We start from the raw sequence: 16686 nt of genomic DNA on the forward strand, positions 1-16686 counted from the left end.
GCGGTACCACCTTAGTTCGCCAAAAAGTGGCGCACTCAAAATCGAATAACGGTCGATGGACCGAACTTTCCTACTCCATTCAGAAAGTCAGCTCCGAGGCGACTTCCGCGTCCATCCCTCGCAACCTTTCACCAAGCGGTCGCGTCTCTAAAAGGAATGGAGGATGCGTACTACTCCTCATCAATGCTTTTCATCGTATCTGTTAAATAATTGTAGCGACAGAAACGTCAGCAGTCAAGATTAGAGTGAAAACTCTTCTTGAAGCTCCTTGAACGTCGCCTCGACCGCTGCGATCGTCTTCTCGATATCCTCGTCCGTATGAGCCGTCGATAGGAACAATCCTTCGAACTGTGACGGTGGCAAGAAGACGCCGCGCGCCGCCATCTTCTGATAGTACGAACGGAACATCTCGAGGTTTGCCGACTTCGCTTTCTCGAAGTTCGTCACTTTCTCGTTCGTGAAGAAGAAACCGAACATCGAGCCAGCACGGTTCGTGTCGTGTGGGATGTTGTATTTCTCACCAGCCTGCGTGAAGCCTTCCGCGAGACGGTCTGCTTTACGCTCGAACTCGGCGTAGTGCTCAGGTTTGAGTTGCGAGAGTGTCGTGTAACCGGCAATCATCGCGAGAGGGTTACCCGAGAGCGTACCTGCTTGATAGATTGGACCTTGTGGTGCAATCTGTTCCATGATCTCGCGTTTCCCACCGTATGCACCGACCGGAAGTCCGCCGCCGATGACTTTTCCGAGACATGTGAGGTCCGGTGTGACACCGAAGTACCCTTGTGCACAGTTGTACCCGACACGGAAGCCCGTCATGACCTCATCAAAGATGAGGAGCGCGCCGTTTTGTTCCGTGATCTCACGAAGTCCTTCGAGGAACCCTGGTTGTGGTGGCACGAAACCCATGTTTCCTGCTGCTGGTTCGACGATGACGCCAGCGAGATCATCACCGTATTTTTCAAAGGCGACGCGGACTGCGTCCAAGTCATTGTAAGGAACCGTGAGCGTATGGCTCGCGAGCTCTTTCGGTACACCTGGTGAGTCTGGAAGACCGAGCGTCGCGACGCCAGACCCGGCTTTGATGAGAAGCGAGTCACCGTGTCCGTGGTAACATCCTTCGAATTTCAAAATCTTTGTCTTTCCGGTATAGCCGCGTGCGAGGCGAAGTGCCGCCATCGTCGCTTCCGTTCCCGAGTTGACCATGCGGACCATCTCGATCGATGGGACACGGTCGATGACGAGTTCTGCCATCTTCGTTTCAAGCTCGGTCGGCGTCCCGAACGTCCAGCCTTTTTCAGCTTGTTCTTGGATCGCTTTCGTGACGACCGGATCACGGTGACCGAGGATGAGTGGTCCCCATGAGAGGACGTAATCGATATATTCGTTGCCATCGATGTCATAGACGCGTGAGCCTTCACCACGTTCGGCGAAAATTGGCGTCATCCCGACCGATTTATAGGCACGGACCGGGCTGTTGACACCGCCTGGCATGAGTGGACGAGCTTGTTCGAACGCTTCCTGTGAGCGCGTTTGGTTGTATGTCATGCGTAGTCTCCTTCCAAGTAGCGACAGACGTCTTTTGCGAAATACGTGACGATGAGATCGGCACCGGCACGTTTGAATCCGACCATCGTCTCCATGACGATGCGTTCTTCATCGACCCAGTCGTTGAGTGACGCGGCTTTGATCATCGCATACTCACCGCTCACGTTATACGCCACGATTGGCATATCGAGTGAGTCGCGCATGTCACGGATAATGTCCATGAACGCGAGAGCCGGTTTGACGATCATGAAGTCGGCACCTTGTTCGACGTCCGATTGTGACTCACGGAACGCCTCACGACGGTTCGCCGGGTCCATCTGATACCCTTTACGGTCGCCTTCACCAGGAGCCGATTGGGCTGCGTCACGGAACGGTCCGTAATACGCAGACGCATATTTGACGCCGTAGCTCATGATTGGAATGTGACTGAATCCGTTTTGGTCGAGACCTTCACGGATAGCTGCGACGAATCCATCCATCATCGAGCTCGGTGCGATGACATCGGCACCCGCTTGTGCTTGCGTAATGGCTGTCTGGACGTGAAGTGGAAGTGATGCGTCGTTATCGACGTCCCCATCTCTCACGAGACCACAATGACCTGTCGACGTGTACTCACAAAGGCACGTATCGGCGATGACCGTGAGCTGTGGCGCCCACTCCTTCACTTTACGAATCGCTTCCTGGACGATGCCGTGGTCATGATACGCTTCGCTGCCTTCCGGGTCTTTATGTTCCGGCACACCGAACAAAAGCACAGATTGAAGACCGAGGTCGACGATTTCTTTAATCTCTTCTTCGAGTCGGTCAAGTGAATAATTGAAGACGCCAGGCATCGAGCTGACTTCACGTTTAATGTTAGTCCCTTCAATGATGAAGAGCGGGTAAATCAAATCTTCTTTTCGAACATGATTTTCACGTACGAGGGCACGCATCGACTTCGATGAGCGAAGACGACGGTGACGGTCAAACTGGTTCATGAAAAATCCTCCCCTACACACTGTATTAATGCATCCATAGTATAACATTCTGGCACTCGTACCGGTAATGTCGACACTTGTCGGACGGCGCGTTCGGTCACTTCGCCAATGGCGTACCACGTCCCGTTGAAGTGGGACAAGTGTGGTGTGAGCGCATCGACGGCCGACGGACTCAAGACGAGTAACGCCTTCACCGTCTCGAGTTGTTGTTGTTGGGCCGAGGTCAATCGGATTGGAATCGTCTCATACACGACCCAGTCATACACGCAAGGCAGCATCGACATATGCGACATGTTCGCCAAATTGCCACGTGCAAACAAGACGACATCATCGGTCGAAACAACGTCAGATAACTGCTCAAAAAGCGCCTCACCCGTATACGTCTCCGGCATGAGTGAGACGGTAAAGCCCTCCGCTTCAAGCGCCCGCTTCGTCTTCTCTCCGACAGCGGCGACCTTGACGTCACGCGTCAGATTCCGAAGGGCTTGCACCGCGTTTTGACTCGTGACGACGAGCCAATCGAATCGTTCCACGGGTGGCGGTGTATACGTCTCTCTCGTTTGAATGAGCGGGACATGATGAACGGAAAGACCGCTCGCCTCGAGCCGTGCCCGTTGCGAAGCGGTCATTCGTTTCGTTCCCGTGTACCAAACGTCACTCATTGACCGAGGCGAGGATTTCACGCCCGCCACGACCGAGCAATTCTTCTGCGACGTCCATTCCGAGTGCGATTCCGTCCGTTGACGTTTTCGTCACGCGAAGCACTTCTTTCCCGTCCACTGACGCGATGAGACCTGTCAGTGTCACGTCGTCACCGTCGACCGTCGCATAACCGCCGACCGGTACGTGACAACTTCCTTCGATCGCTTTTAAGAAGGTGCGCTCTGCTGTAGCCGCTTTCGCCGTCACATCATCATGCAACAATTGAAGCACTGCTGTCACTTCTGCATCGTCCTTGCGGCTCTCGATGGCGAGTACGCCCTGGCCGACAGCCGGTACCATGACGTCCGGGTCGAGCGCTTCAAAATCGACACGATCCGTCCATCCCATCCGCTCGAGTCCTGCTTTCGCGAGCAAGATGGCATTGTAGTTCTCGGAGTCTAACTTCTTCAGACGCGTGTCGATGTTTCCACGAATCCATTGAATCTCAAGGTCAGGACGGGCTGCCAAGATTTGAGCACCACGACGGAGTGAGCTCGTTCCGACAATCGAACCTTTTGGAAGCGTCTCGAACGTGTAGCCGTTCTCACAGATGAGGACGTCACGCGCATCGACACGTTTCGGCATGCAGCTAATATAGAGTTCTTCTGGTAGTTCGGCCGGAACGTCTTTCATGCTGTGTACGGCGAAATCGATGTCCCCATCGAGCATCTGTTGTTGAATCTCTTTGACGAACAACCCTTTCCCACCGACTTTCGACAATTGCACGTCGACGATTTGGTCACCTTTCGTCACGATTTCTTTAATCTCGAACTCGTTCTTTGCTCCAGCTTGCTTCAACTGCTCGATGACCCATTTTGTTTGAGTCATGGCGAGTTGGGAACGGCGTGAGCCGACAATGATTTTCCGCATGTTCAATCTCTCCTTCATAGAAAAAGGCGACACGCGTCGCCTTTTTGTCTTGTTAGCGCATCAATGCGCGAAGTGGTGCTTTGGCAGAAGTGGCATCTGTTTCTTCCACTTCGTCTACAGGTTGTTCCGGCAACTCGACATCAAGTCCGAACGTCTCGATGAATTGAGCGATTCGAACGTTCGCATCCGGTTGAGCCGCTGCATCTTTAATGTAGTCAATTGGGTCACGAAGCATTTGATTGATGATCGACTTCATGTGCTTCCCGATGACTTTCTTGTCTCGTGCTGACAAATGGTCGAGCTTACGCTCAAGACTCGTCATCGTATCTTCTTGAATATCAAGGGCACGAGCACGCAACTCGTTCATGATTGGCACGACACCAAGCGTGATGAGCCATGTTTGGAACTCTTGAATCGCTTCATCGATTTTCATTTCAATCTTTTCAGCCTCGACGAGACGCGCTTCAAGATTTTTGTTTACGATTCCGTTCAAATCATCGACATCGAACAAATGCACACCCGGAAGTGTCGCGACCGCTGGATCGATATCTCGCGGCACAGCGATGTCAATGAGAAGAAGCGGACGTTCGCGGCGCAACAACTGTGCAGCCGCTACATCGTCGTATCCAATGACGGCATCCTTCGCCCCGGTCGAACTAATCAAAATATCTGCATCAAGTAATCCACATGCGATTTCACGAATCGAATGGGCACGGCCTTTGAACTTATCCGCTACAGCTTTTGCTTTGCTCTCCGTCCGGTTGAAGACAGCGATTTGTTTCGCACCTGCTTCAAATAAGTTGAGTGTCGTCAATTCACCCGTCTCACCGGCTCCGACGACGACGACTTGTTTGTCTTCAAGCTGTTGATACATCTCTTGTGCGAGCGTCACGGCAGCCGAACTGACCGATACAGACATTTCCCCAATTTGCGTGTCCGTATGGGCGCGCTTGGCGAGTGTGACCGCTTCTTTGAATAATTTGTTGAAGACCGTTCCTGTCGTTCCATGCTCCTGGGCACGGAAGAAACTCGTCTTCACTTGACCTAAAATTTGTGTTTCCCCGATGATCATCGAGTCGAGGCCCGAAGTGACACGGAACAAGTGGCGAATCGCCTCTTCCCCTTCTCGAATCGACAAGTATGGTGTGAACTGCTCCATCTCTAGGTTGAACCAGTTCGCCAAGAAACGTTTCGTGTAATAACGTCCAGTATGGAGTTGATCTGTCACGACGTACAGCTCCGTCCGGTTACACGTAGACAAAATAACCGACTCGAAAATGCTCTTCTCTTCGCGAAGTGCAATCATCGCATCCACGATTTCTTGCTCCCCAAACGAGAACTGCTCCCGAATCGCGACAGGGGCTGTCTTGTTATTTAGTCCAACTACGACAATATGCATGTATCTCTTCCCCTCATCTAAAATCCACCGACGGTTGTCTCTTCTTTTTTTCAATCTCTACCGTACATTATAACAGTTCTTATCTGGTAACTATAATCTTCTGTTTGATTTTCCTGAAATAAAATAAGAACTTTTTGTGACAAAAAGAAGTAGAAATGGCGAAACTCCATTCCTACCCTTTTTTCTTATGGATTTGGCGAGTTCGGGTCCGTAATAATCGGACTCTCGGGCTCCTCTTTGTCTAAATAATGCTCACGTTCTCGTAATTTATAGATGCGAACGATATTCTGGACAACCGTTTTGGCGACCGCATAAAACGGTACAGCGATGAGCATTCCGATGATACCGGCCAAATTTCCTGCCACGAGCAAGACGATGATAATCGTGAGCGGGTGTACTTTTAACGACTTCCCTTGAATGAGTGGCGAGATGACGTTCGACTCAATTTGTTGCACGACGATGATGACAACGATGACCCATAATACCTTGATCGGATCTTGAATGAATGCCACGACCACTGCCGGTGCAGCCCCTAGGAACGGTCCAACGTAAGGGATAATATTTGTTACCATCATGAAGAGTGCGAGCAAGATGGCATAATCTACACCGACGATCCAGAGACCAATCAGTGACGTGATTCCAACGAAGAATGCGACGAGCAACTGAGCGTTGACGTAACTCCGCACCGTCTCGTGCATGTCATGCAAGATGTGACGCGTTTCCTTTTCATAGCTCGATGGGAGCAATTTGACGATTGCGTCCGGTAGACGTTTCCCGTCAAGCAACATGTAGAGAAGCATGAACGGGATAACGACGATCGTGATGACCGCTGACGTCACGAATCCGACGACTTGACCGAATGATGAGGCAATGTTTCCGAATAAGTCTCCTAAGTACGACGTGATGTTCGTCGTCAAGTTACGGAACATCTCGTCATTTTCTGCCATGAAGCGTGCAAAGAACTCATTTTGTAGCAACGTGTCACGGACAGCGAACGCCTGTTTCTGAAGTTCTTTTGCGATACTCGGCATAGCGTTGACGAGCGACGTAATTTGTTCGCCTAAAACCGGTCCGAGAATACTGAAGACAAGTGTAAAAATAAGCACGAGTCCGATCAGTGTGATGGCTACAGCTAACGTTCGCTTCCCTTTTAAGCGTTTCTCTAAGAAGTCGACAATCCCGACCAGGAAATAAAAGAAGAGTCCGGCCACAATGAGTGGAACCGTGACGAGTGCCAAGATGACTTGAATCGGTTCAAACACGAATGAGATCTGTGTCCCGACCCAAATGACTAAAAAGATGGTCAGCGTCCAAAAGAGGGCGCGATACCATTTGTTTTCAAACATGCGTTGCATTTCTCCACCTCGTTTACAATGATGACTATGTACTAACTATGATTATACGATAATTACCCGCTTGCGGGCTGACAAAAACAAAAAGGCGAAGGAATCCCTTCGCCTTCTCCTTATTCGCCTTCTGTGATGAGTGCGTAAATCGCTTTCCATGCCTCGTCTTTTCCTTCTGCCGTTTCGGCCGAGAAGGCGACAAAACGGTCAGATGGATCGAATTGAAGCTTACGTTTCACCGCCGCCTCATGTTTTTGACGCTGACTCTTCTTGATTTTATCGAGCTTCGTTGCCACAACGATGACCGGAATCTCATAATGTTTCAAGAAATTGTACATCGTCACATCGTCACCCGTAGGATCATGACGGATATCGACGAGTAAGACGACGCCACGAAGCGCCTCTTGGCTCGTCAAGTACTGCTCCATCATGACGCCCCACTTCTCACGTTCCGTCTTCGAGACTTTCGCATATCCGTATCCCGGAACGTCAACGAACATGATTTCATCATTGATGTTGAAGAAGTTGAGGGTCTGTGTCTTCCCTGGTTTCGAAGACGTCCGTGCGAGCGCCTTCCGTTGGCAAATCTTATTGATGAACGACGATTTCCCGACGTTCGACCGCCCGGCAAGTGCCACTTCCGGCAATTCATGGACCGGGTAATGGTCTGGCGCGACGGCACTCGTCACGAACTCTGCTTTGTTGATCTTCATTTAATTTCCTCCAAATGCTACATCTAGTACTTCATCGAGTGTCGTCACGGGAACGAACGTCAATTTCTCACGAACCGTCTCTTGAATATCATCGATGTCTCGCTCATTATCTTTCGGAATGACGATGGTCGTCAACCCGGCTCGATGAGCAGCGAGCGCTTTTTCTTTCAATCCGCCGATTGGCAAGACACGTCCACGGAGTGTGATCTCACCTGTCATCCCGACATCACGATGGACTTTCTTCCCGGTCAATGCGGAAATTAAGGCTGTCGCAATCGTGATTCCTGCCGACGGTCCGTCTTTTGGCACGGCACCCTCTGGCACGTGAATGTGAATGTCTTGTCGCTCATAGAACGTCGGGTCAATCCCGAACCGCTCTGCGTTTGCACGGACATAGCTATATGCTGTTTGTGCCGACTCCTGCATCACATCACCGAGTTTACCCGTCAACTGAAGTTTGCCTTTCCCTGGAGCGAGCGCCACTTCGATTGTGAGCGTGTCGCCACCAAACGCCGTGTAGGCAAGGCCTGTCACCGCACCGATGGAGTCCTCGGTCTCCCCTTTTCCGTAGCGATACTTCGGCTTCCCGAGATACGTGATGATCGCCTTTTTCGAAATCGTGACCCGTTTCTTCTCCCCGATGGCGATTTGTTTCGCGGCTTTTCGGCAGAGTGATCCGATGACGCGTTCTAAGTTCCGGACGCCGGCTTCACGTGTGTAACGACGTACGACTTCATAGAGCGCATCTTCTTTAATCGTCAACTGACTCTTCTTCAATCCGTGCTCTGTCAACTGTTTCGGCACCAAGTGACGCTTCGCGATCTCTACTTTCTCAAGCTCCGTGTACCCACCGATTTGAATCAATTCCATCCGGTCAAGAAGCGGTGCTGGGATTTGTGAGACATCGTTCGCAGTTGCGATAAAGAGAACGTTTGACAAATCGAACGGTTCTTCGATGTAGTGGTCAGAGAAGGAGACGTTTTGTTCCGGGTCGAGTACTTCTAGCATCGCGGACGCCGGGTCCCCTCTGAAGTCAGAAGCCATCTTGTCGATCTCATCGAGCAAGAAGACCGGATTCTTGCTTTCCGCTTGCTTCAATCCGCGGATGATTCGTCCTGGCATCGCACCGATATACGTACGACGGTGCCCGCGGATTTCCGCCTCATCGCGCACACCACCGAGCGAGACACGAACGAAGTGACGTTCAAGTGCCGACGCGATTGAGCGGGCGAGTGACGTCTTCCCGACCCCTGGAGGTCCGGCGAGACAGAGGATTGGTCCACGAAGCGAGTTCGTCAACTGACGGACGGCCAAATACTCGAGGATACGGTCTTTTACCGATTCTAAGCCGTAATGGTCATCGTCGAGGACGTCTGCCGCATGTTTCACGTCAAGCTTGTCTTCCGTCTCAATGCCCCATGGAAGAGAAGTGACCCAGTCGAGGTAGTTACGGATGACCGCATACTCCGGAGACGTCTGCGGCACGACGTTCAATCGTTCCGCTTCACGCATGACGTTCTTTCGCGTCGTCTCTGGCAAGTCGAGCGCCTCTAACTTCTCACGAAGGCGGTTCGGTTCTGACTCTTGCGTCTGGTCTCCGAGTTCTTGCTGAATCGTCTTCATCTGTTCCCGTAAGTAATACTCGCGCTGCGACTGCTCAATCGACTTCTTCGTCCGCTCGCGCATCTCTTGCTCGAGTTCGATCACTTCGACCTCATGTGCGATGATTTCAAGCAGTTCAAGCCCTCGTTTGACCGCATCTGCTTCTTCAAGCATCGCTTGGCGAAGTTCGACGTCGACATCGAGTTTTGACGTGATATAGTCTGTGAGCGATTCGAGTCGCTCATACATCTCGAAACGACGACGCTCATCTGGCGACATGCCCTTGATGTTTGCGACAAGTTTTCCGAACTGCTCTTTCAACAGACGGACGAGTGCCGTACGTTCGACCTCTTCTCCTTCAGCAAGTTCAAGTGGTTCGACGTTGGCGAACCATCCTTCATCTGTCGATTCAATCGAGTCGACACGGACACGCTCTTTCCCGACGATCCGAACCCGAATCGTTTCGTTCGACAGTTCACTCATCTTCGCAATGTGGACACGTGTTCCAACCATGTATAAGTCTTCCGGTTCCGGTGACTCGTTCCCAGTTTCTTTCTGCGTCACGACAATCAAATCTGTTTCATGCTCCTTTGCGGCAAGGAGCGCCCGAAGGGATAATGGGCGTCCGACATCGATGGTCACACCGATGAGCGGATATACGACGACTCCTCGCAAAGGAAGGATTGGTAATTTTTCCATATACAATGCCTCCTGTGCAAAAAGGCTCAAAACTCGGATGTGCCGAGTGTTTGAGCCTTCTTCGTTAAAGAATTATGCTGTCTCTTTGTTGTCCCCTGTCTGTTCGACAGTACCGTCACGAAGGACGTATTTCGGACCGGCAAGACCCGTAATCGTTTCATCCGTGATGATGACTTTCTCGATATCGTCACGCGATGGGACAGTGAACATCACATCGAGCATCATTTCTTCGATAATCGAGCGGAGACCGCGCGCGCCAGTCTTACGTTTGATTGCAAGTTTGGCGATTTCGATCAATGCTTCGTCTGTGAACGTCAATTCGACATCGTCAAGCTCGAGCATTTTCTCGTACTGACGGACGAGAGCATTTTTCGGCTTCGTCAAGATTTCAACGAGCGCTTCTTCATCGAGTGTCGTGAGCGTCGCCATGACTGGCAAACGTCCGATGAACTCAGGAATCAAGCCGAATTTTTGAAGGTCTTCAGGGAGTGCGCGGGCGAGCAAGTCCTCTTGCGTCAACTCGCGATTCTCTTGATCGTTTCCGAAACCGATGACTTTCTTCCCGATTCGGCGTTTGACGACCGATTCGATGCCAGCGAATGCGCCACCGACAATGAAGAGAATGTTTGTTGTGTCGATTTGGATAAACTCTTGATGCGGATGCTTACGTCCACCTTGTGGCGGTACGCTTGCTGTCGTGCCTTCAAGAATTTTAAGGAGCGCCTGCTGAACGCCTTCACCGGATACGTCACGCGTAATCGATGGGTTTTCAGACTTACGGGCAATCTTATCGATTTCATCGATGTAGATGATCCCTTTTTCAGCCTTCTCGACATCATAGTCAGCCGATTGAATCAATTTGAGCAAGATATTCTCAACGTCTTCCCCGACGTAACCTGCTTCCGTCAAGCTCGTCGCATCCGCGATTGCGAATGGGACGTTCAAGACGCGAGCCATCGTCTGAGCGAGAAGCGTTTTTCCGCTACCCGTTGGTCCAATCATGACGATGTTCGACTTCGCAAGTTCGACATCATCCGAACGGCCACCGGCGTTGATACGTTTATAGTGGTTATAGACAGCAACTGAAAGCGCACGTTTGGCGCGGTCTTGACCAATGACATAATCGTCTAGGATGTTACGAATCTCTTGTGGTTTTGGAATGTCTTTGAATTCAACTTCTTCCTCTACACCGAGCTCTTCCTCAACAATTTCATTGCAAAGTTCGATACATTCATCGCAAATGTATACGCCAGGACCGGCGACTAACTTACGAACTTGTTCTTGCGATTTTCCGCAAAACGAGCACTTGAGTTGCCCCTTTTCCTCGTTAAATTTGAACATTCGATACACCCCTTCTGTGGTGAAAATGGATGTAAGTGCGATAAATCGCGATTTGAATTTTCTGGTGCGATGCACCGCGAAAAGACATTTTACATCTCTGCGTTGAAATAATTGTAGCATGAACATATTGCGACTTCAAAGAATTACACATGCAATGTGCTGTGACAGAAAAAAGGACGACCGCTAGGCAGTCGTCCTTTCGAATATCAGCTTACTTCGCTTTACCGTTTTCAACGAGGATGTCGATCGCTTTACGGAATTTGAGGTCACCTTTAAGTGTCTCAAGTCCACCTTGCGGAGCGAGCATCGTACGGAGTTGGTCCGGGGCGATGTTGTAAAGTTTAGACATTTCTTCAAGCTCTTTCTCAGCATCTTCGTCAGATACTTCGATTGCTTCTTTGTCAGCGATTGCTTTCAAGACGAGACGAGCTTTTACGCGCTCTTCAGCTTGCTCTTTCATCTCTTCGCGCATTGCTTCTTCAGAAGTACCAGTGAGCTCGAAGTACATGTTAAGGTCGATTCCTTGTGAAGATACACGTGAACCGAACTCTTGTACCATGCGGTCAACTTCTTGTTCAACGAGAACTTCCGGTACGTCGATTGTCGCGTTAGCAGTTGCCTGCTCTACGAGTTGGTCGCGCATTGTACCTTCAGCTTCTTGTTTCTTACCAGCTTCTAAACGCTCACGGATGCTTGCTTTCAACTCGTCGAGTGTCGAAACAGACTCGTCGATGTCTTTTGCAAACTCGTCGTCGAGTTCAGGAACTTGTTTTGTTTTGACTTCGTGAAGTTTGACTTTGAATGTCGCTGGTTTACCCGCCAAGTTTTCAGCGTGGTACTCTTCAGGGAATGTTACTTCAACGTCTTTTTCTTCACCAGCAGTCATGCCGATCATTTGCTCTTCGAATCCTGGGATGAATTGACCAGAACCGATTTCGAGTGTGTAGTTCTCAGCTGTGCCGCCTTCGAACTGCTCACCGTCAGCGAAACCTGCGAAATCAAATACAGCTGTATCGCCGTTTTCGATTGCACCTTCTTTAACAGCTAGTTCTGCGCCTTGCTGTTGAAGTGCTTCAAGTTCTGCTGTTACTTCATCTTCTGTTACTTCAGTTGAAACAGCTTCGTACTCGAGGCCTTTGTATTCGCCAAGCTCAGCTTCTGGCTCAACCACGAATGTCACTTTGAAAGCGACTGGTTTGCCTTTCTCGAGCGTGCCGTCTACATCGATGTTTTCGAGCGCGATTGGTTCGAAACCAGCTTCTTCAACCGCACCTTGGATTGTGTCGCGGTAGAGAATGTCGAGCGCATCTTGATAGAGTGCTTCTTCTCCATACATTTTGTTGAACATTGGGCGTGGCAATTTACCTTTACGGAAGCCAGGCACGTTCAAGTCTTTGACGACTGTTTTAAATGCGGCGTCAACTGCTTTATCAAAAGCTTCTGCAGGAGCTTCGTACGTGAGTACGCCTTGGCTACCTGATGTTTTTTCCCATTTTGCTGTCATGCTAAGTCCCTCCAACAATTCGTTTATACCGTACAAAAATGTACAACAATCCGTATTATAGCATAAATCCTCGGTAAGCACACAAGGATTTAGTCTAATAACGCCTGTGTAAAGCGAAGATCCGCCTCTAAAATCTCCGCGGCTAAACCGTCGACCGGTTCGTCATGTAAAATCGCTTGTTTCGCCTGTACGAGCGCCTGTTCCACATCCGCTTTTTCGGCTGGCACATCCGGATAATGCGTATACATGTAATTCATCAACAGCTGGGTCCCGATCTCATCGCCTTCAACTGATTTTTGAAGAGAAAAGACGGTCTGCTCCCACGTTTCAATCTGCGCTTTCGCTTCCGTTCGTGTCATCTTGTTCGAAACGTCCCCATCCGTCCATTCGATGACATCTAGTTCGGCGAACGCTTTTTCCAACACGATCAGTTTGATGAGCTTCGGACGCTCCGACACGAGCAGTTCATGTAGCACATTGTCGAGCACCGGGTCGATTTGAAAGTGAACATGTTGTAATGCTTCAATCTGTTCCCCCGTACTCCCTCGCGTCAGCGTTCGTTTCAACTTGGCAATTGCCGCCGGAAACTCGGTCATCTTCAACACTTGAAGTACCTGATGTGCCTGTGTGTTGACCGTATCCTTCTTGTCCTGCCATTCGAGATACTGGTTGATCCAGTGCGCCGCTTCAAACGGTTGGTCACGCATGATGTAATACTGCGCAATCTGTAACCCTCCTGAGGCCGGTTCTTCCGCCTCGGACATATGGATGCTGACGAGTTCCTGCAGCTTCTCGAGTGTCTCCGGATCGTCCGGTCGTTCCATTGCACATTGGAAGATTTCCATGAAAATAAACGGGTCCCCTGGAATCGTCTGATACCAATCCCATAAAATCGGTTCGATCCGCTGTCGTTCCCCAGAAGCATCTGCCTCCTGAATCATCTTATGCAGACGCGCCCAATTCCCAGGGAACGGATAGTCCTGATCCTTTTCCTTCTCCATCTTCCCTCACCCTCTCTTCCATTCCCCTTCATCTTCCGTTAGGACGCGATTCCTTGTCAATCGATTTCCCGGAAAATGAAAAAAGAGACGTTCTCCGTAGAGAGCGTCTCTATTTTAATGGAAGCGTCCCAAGAGGGATTCGAACCCCCGACCGACGGCTTAGAAGGCCGTTGCTCTATCCTGCTGAGCTATTGGGACATTGACATGAAAACTATAATAGAAAAATGGTTTCCTGTCAATCGATTTCCCGTTCGAAACTCATAGTTTTCCTGAGATGTCCAAGTCTTCGACGTGAGAACCGTCTTCTGAGCGATAGAAACGCACTGTTGCTTCCCCCGCTTCGAGATCGAGTAACGCATACGTTTTGTCCGTTCGTCCTCGCGGCATGCGAATCGAACCTGGGTTGATGTAGACAACCCCGTCCTCGATCAGCGCACCCGCCACATGCGAGTGACCGAACAAGACGACATTCGCTCCCACTTCTTCCGCTCGATACCGTAGACGGTTCAAATCGAATTTGACGTCATGATGGTGCCCGTGAACGATTAAAATCGTACCGGCATCCGTCGTCTCGATGCGTTCAAGGGGAAGGTCTCCACCGAAATCACAATTCCCCCGAACCGTTCGATAAGGTAACAAATGTTCATCCACAAGAGCGAGTTGTGAATCCCCGCAATGGAAGGCGTCATCAATTTCCGCCTCGTGCCTTTCAAAAATCGTCGTCAACTCTTCGGTCAAACCATGACTATCACTCACTATTAGAAAACGCATAAGCTTCATCCTTTCATGAATGGTATGATTTCTGCCTCCAGTTTTCGTAGTGCCTGTCCACGGTGGCTGACGACCGCCTTCTCGTCACGCTCCAACTCTGCCGCTGTCTTATGAAGCGATGGGACGATAAAGAGTGGATCGTATCCGAAGCCATTTTCGCCTTGTGGGGAATAACCGATTGTCCCTTCGATCGTTCCACGAACGGTCAACGTCTCTCCGCTCGGTTTCGCAAGACAGAGCGCACAGACGAAACGCGCCGTACGATTCGTTTCTCCGTTCAATTTTTCAAGAAGAAGCGCATTGTTTGCCTCGTCTGACTTTTCTGGACCTGCAAAGCGGGCTGAATATACTCCCGGTGCCCCGTCAAGTGCGTCGACTTCAAGACCGGAGTCGTCCGCCAGAACGGCATGTCCAAAATAAGCTGCCGCCTCGGTCGCTTTTAACGCCGCGTTCTCTTCAAACGTCGTGCCGGTCTCTTCCGTCTCTGGTGCATCCGGATAGTCGAGTAGTGATTCGACCTCGAACCCGAGCGGCGTCAGCATTCCTTCGAGTTCTTTCACTTTTCCAGGATTGTGTGTCGCAATGATCAACTTCATAATGTCTCCTCCGAACGTTCTCCGACGTACCACCAAGAAGCACCGAGTGCCGCTTCCGCCGTCTTGAATAATGATTCGATGCCGTGTTGCGCGAGCGCGAGCATCTCGTTCATCTCTTGTAGCGTGAACGTCGCCTCTTCCCCTGTACCTTGTACTTCGACGAATCGACCGCTTGCCGTCATGACGACATTCATATCGACCTCTGCCGCAGCGTCTTCTAGGTAATCCAAGTCTAAGACAAGCTCGTCCGTTCGCCCGACCGAAATTGCGGCCACACCTTCTTTAATCGGTGTATCTTCAAGTTTCCCTTGGCGAATCAAGCGGTCGACGGCCAACACGAGCGCGCAAAAGCCACCTGTGATGGAAGCCGTCCGAGTCCCGCCATCCGCTTGAATGACGTCACAGTCGATCCAAATCGTTCGTTCGCCGAGACGTTCTAAGTCCACGACCGAGCGGAGCGACCGACCAATCAGACGCTGAATTTCCATCGTTCGTCCCGACTGTTTTCCGCGTACCGCTTCTCGGACAGTACGGTCTCCCGTCGCCCGTGGTAGCATCGCATATTCTGCATTGATCCAACCTTGTTTCTTTCCACGAAGGAAATTTGGTACGCGCTCTTCCACAGTTGCGGTACAGATGACTTTCGTATCGCCGATTGAAATTAAAACGGACCCTTCCGCATGTTTGTTCACGTGCGGCACAATCTCGACTGCGCGCAGTTCATCAAATCGTCTCGCATCACGCAATGCCGGTCACCTCGACTTTCTCCGCATGAACCGGACGTCCGAGCCATTCGCTCGCGAGTCGGTCAAATAGTTCGATGTCACCCGTCGCATAGAAGGAATGTGCCGGGACTGCATCCAACCCGTTTTCAAGTTCCTGATAATCGAGCATCGCTGCCACTTCAAGTGCCGTCTCGTCACCTGATGAGATGAGGTGGACGTCCGGTCCGACCACATCTTGAATGACCGGAGCAAGTAGTGGGTAATGCGTACAACCGAGAATCAACGTATCCATCTCGGATGGTTGAAGTGGACGAAGCGTCTCCTCCACCACTTGTCGCACGCGCTCTCCAGACACTTCTCCAGCCTCTACGAGCGGGACGAACGGTGGGCACGCGAGTGAATACACATCGACCTCACCTGCTACGTGACGTAACGCCTTCTCATATGAACCGCTTTCAATCGTCATCTTCGTACCAATGACACCAATATGCTTGTTGCGCGTTCCTTTGACAGCCGCGCGGGCACCCGGGTCGATGACACCGATGACCGGGATGTCGAGACGTTTGCGTGCCTCCTTCAATACGACCGCTGTCGCCGTATTACAGGCGATGACAATCATCTTGACGTCTTTCTTCAATAAAAATTCAATCAATTCCCATGTATATGCTTCAATCTCATCGTGCGGACGCGGCCCGTACGGACAGCGTTCTGTATCTCCGATATAGACGATTTCTTCTTTAGGGAGTTGGCGCATCAATTCTTTGACTACCGTCAACCCACCGACTCCTGAATCGAGGACTCCAATCGCTCGTTTCATTTGCATCACTTCCATTCTCACCTATCTTACCAAAAAATCTCGGACGGAAAAAGAAACGTTCCCATGACAAAAAAAGAC

15 protein-coding genes, 1 tRNA gene and 1 other annotated feature (1 of these 17 only partly in view) are annotated in these 16686 nt (G+C 50.7%); all 16 genes read right to left on the reverse strand.

Going from position 1 to position 16686, the window contains the following annotated elements; translation table 11 throughout:
• Positions 1-193, reverse strand: a binding site (T-box leader) (it extends 29 nt beyond the left edge of the window).
• Between the two features lie 47 nt (positions 194-240).
• The 16 genes from hemL to racE all read right to left on the reverse strand — a co-directional run bounded on the left by hemL (position 241) and on the right by racE (position 16608).
• Entirely contained in the window at positions 241-1545 is a 1305-nt protein-coding gene (gene hemL / locus KNO79_RS09480) for a glutamate-1-semialdehyde 2,1-aminomutase (RefSeq protein ID WP_031421390.1), read from the reverse strand.
• Entirely contained in the window at positions 1542-2522 is a 981-nt protein-coding gene (gene hemB / locus KNO79_RS09485; protein WP_214691149.1) for a porphobilinogen synthase, read from the reverse strand. The genes hemL and hemB overlap by 4 nt, the downstream gene beginning before the upstream one ends.
• Complete coding sequence (locus KNO79_RS09490; protein WP_074037526.1) at positions 2519-3151, reverse strand: uroporphyrinogen-III synthase; 633 nt, start codon at positions 3149-3151, stop codon at positions 2519-2521. The genes hemB and KNO79_RS09490 overlap by 4 nt, the downstream gene beginning before the upstream one ends.
• A 25-nt stretch (positions 3152-3176) precedes the next feature.
• A complete protein-coding gene (gene hemC, locus KNO79_RS09495; RefSeq protein WP_074037527.1) occupies positions 3177-4094 on the reverse strand; it encodes a hydroxymethylbilane synthase in 918 nt (305 codons plus the stop codon).
• A 52-nt stretch (positions 4095-4146) separates the two neighbouring features.
• The gene (gene hemA / locus KNO79_RS09500) at positions 4147-5493 is read right to left on the reverse strand and encodes a glutamyl-tRNA reductase (RefSeq protein ID WP_074037529.1); all 1347 of its coding nucleotides are present in this window, start codon (positions 5491-5493) and stop codon (positions 4147-4149) included.
• A gap of 185 nt (positions 5494-5678) precedes the next feature.
• Complete coding sequence (locus tag KNO79_RS09505) at positions 5679-6848, reverse strand: AI-2E family transporter (protein WP_015881116.1); 1170 nt, start codon at positions 6846-6848, stop codon at positions 5679-5681.
• Positions 6849-6958: 110 nt separating this feature from the next.
• A complete protein-coding gene (yihA, locus tag KNO79_RS09510) occupies positions 6959-7552 on the reverse strand; it encodes a ribosome biogenesis GTP-binding protein YihA/YsxC (protein ID WP_015881115.1) in 594 nt (197 codons plus the stop codon).
• Positions 7553-9853 carry an endopeptidase La gene (lon, locus tag KNO79_RS09515; RefSeq protein ID WP_214691150.1) on the reverse strand — a complete coding sequence of 767 codons (2301 nt, stop codon included), beginning with the start codon at positions 9851-9853 and terminating at the stop codon, positions 7553-7555.
• A gap of 72 nt (positions 9854-9925) precedes the next feature.
• Positions 9926-11194, reverse strand: a complete 1269-nt coding sequence (gene clpX, locus KNO79_RS09520; protein WP_015881113.1) for an ATP-dependent protease ATP-binding subunit ClpX — start codon at positions 11192-11194, stop codon at positions 9926-9928.
• Between the two features lie 211 nt (positions 11195-11405).
• The gene (tig, locus tag KNO79_RS09525; protein WP_015881112.1) at positions 11406-12698 is read right to left on the reverse strand and encodes a trigger factor; all 1293 of its coding nucleotides are present in this window, start codon (positions 12696-12698) and stop codon (positions 11406-11408) included.
• Between the two features lie 89 nt (positions 12699-12787).
• Positions 12788-13699 (reverse strand): hypothetical protein, encoded by a 912-nt coding sequence (locus KNO79_RS09530; protein ID WP_214691151.1) that lies wholly within the window; start codon positions 13697-13699, stop codon positions 12788-12790.
• Positions 13700-13823: 124 nt separating this feature from the next.
• Positions 13824-13897, reverse strand: a tRNA-Arg gene (locus KNO79_RS09535).
• A gap of 60 nt (positions 13898-13957) precedes the next feature.
• Positions 13958-14470: a metallophosphoesterase family protein gene (locus tag KNO79_RS09540; RefSeq protein WP_015881110.1), complete on the reverse strand. Its 513-nt coding sequence runs from the start codon at positions 14468-14470 to the stop codon at positions 13958-13960.
• Between the two features lie 5 nt (positions 14471-14475).
• The gene (locus tag KNO79_RS09545) at positions 14476-15066 is read right to left on the reverse strand and encodes an XTP/dITP diphosphatase (RefSeq protein WP_074037535.1); all 591 of its coding nucleotides are present in this window, start codon (positions 15064-15066) and stop codon (positions 14476-14478) included.
• Positions 15063-15812, reverse strand: coding sequence for a ribonuclease PH (gene rph, locus KNO79_RS09550; protein WP_214691152.1), 750 nt, complete (start codon positions 15810-15812; stop codon positions 15063-15065). Before rph ends, KNO79_RS09545 begins: the two co-directional genes overlap by 4 nt.
• Complete coding sequence (racE, locus tag KNO79_RS09555) at positions 15805-16608, reverse strand: glutamate racemase (RefSeq protein WP_074037958.1); 804 nt, start codon at positions 16606-16608, stop codon at positions 15805-15807. Before racE ends, rph begins: the two co-directional genes overlap by 8 nt.
• Between the last annotated feature and the right edge of the window lie 78 nt (positions 16609-16686).

Origin of the sequence: Exiguobacterium sp. s43 (genome assembly GCF_018617255.1) — a bacterium.
GTDB lineage: Bacteria > Bacillota > Bacilli > Exiguobacteriales > Exiguobacteriaceae > Exiguobacterium > Exiguobacterium profundum.

Bases quoted from the DNA above. Each gene is read 5' to 3' on its own strand.
- hemL (WP_031421390.1), bottom strand. From the start codon at position 1,545: ATGACATACAACCAAACGCGCTCACAGGAAGCGTTCGAACAAGCTCGT.
- hemB (WP_214691149.1), bottom strand. From the start codon at position 2,522: ATGAACCAGTTTGACCGTCACCGTCGTCTTCGCTCATCGAAGTCGATG.
- KNO79_RS09490 (WP_074037526.1), bottom strand. From the start codon at position 3,151: ATGACCGCTTCGCAACGGGCACGGCTCGAGGCGAGCGGTCTTTCCGTT.
- hemC (WP_074037527.1), bottom strand. From the start codon at position 4,094: ATGCGGAAAATCATTGTCGGCTCACGCCGTTCCCAACTCGCCATGACT.
- hemA (WP_074037529.1), bottom strand. From the start codon at position 5,493: ATGCATATTGTCGTAGTTGGACTAAATAACAAGACAGCCCCTGTCGCG.
- KNO79_RS09505 (WP_015881116.1), bottom strand. From the start codon at position 6,848: ATGCAACGCATGTTTGAAAACAAATGGTATCGCGCCCTCTTTTGGACG.
- yihA (WP_015881115.1), bottom strand. From the start codon at position 7,552: ATGAAGATCAACAAAGCAGAGTTCGTGACGAGTGCCGTCGCGCCAGAC.
- lon (WP_214691150.1), bottom strand. From the start codon at position 9,853: ATGGAAAAATTACCAATCCTTCCTTTGCGAGGAGTCGTCGTATATCCG.
- clpX (WP_015881113.1), bottom strand. From the start codon at position 11,194: ATGTTCAAATTTAACGAGGAAAAGGGGCAACTCAAGTGCTCGTTTTGC.
- tig (WP_015881112.1), bottom strand. From the start codon at position 12,698: ATGACAGCAAAATGGGAAAAAACATCAGGTAGCCAAGGCGTACTCACG.
- KNO79_RS09530 (WP_214691151.1), bottom strand. From the start codon at position 13,699: ATGGAGAAGGAAAAGGATCAGGACTATCCGTTCCCTGGGAATTGGGCG.
- KNO79_RS09540 (WP_015881110.1), bottom strand. From the start codon at position 14,470: ATGCGTTTTCTAATAGTGAGTGATAGTCATGGTTTGACCGAAGAGTTG.
- KNO79_RS09545 (WP_074037535.1), bottom strand. From the start codon at position 15,066: ATGAAGTTGATCATTGCGACACACAATCCTGGAAAAGTGAAAGAACTC.
- racE (WP_074037958.1), bottom strand. From the start codon at position 16,608: ATGAAACGAGCGATTGGAGTCCTCGATTCAGGAGTCGGTGGGTTGACG.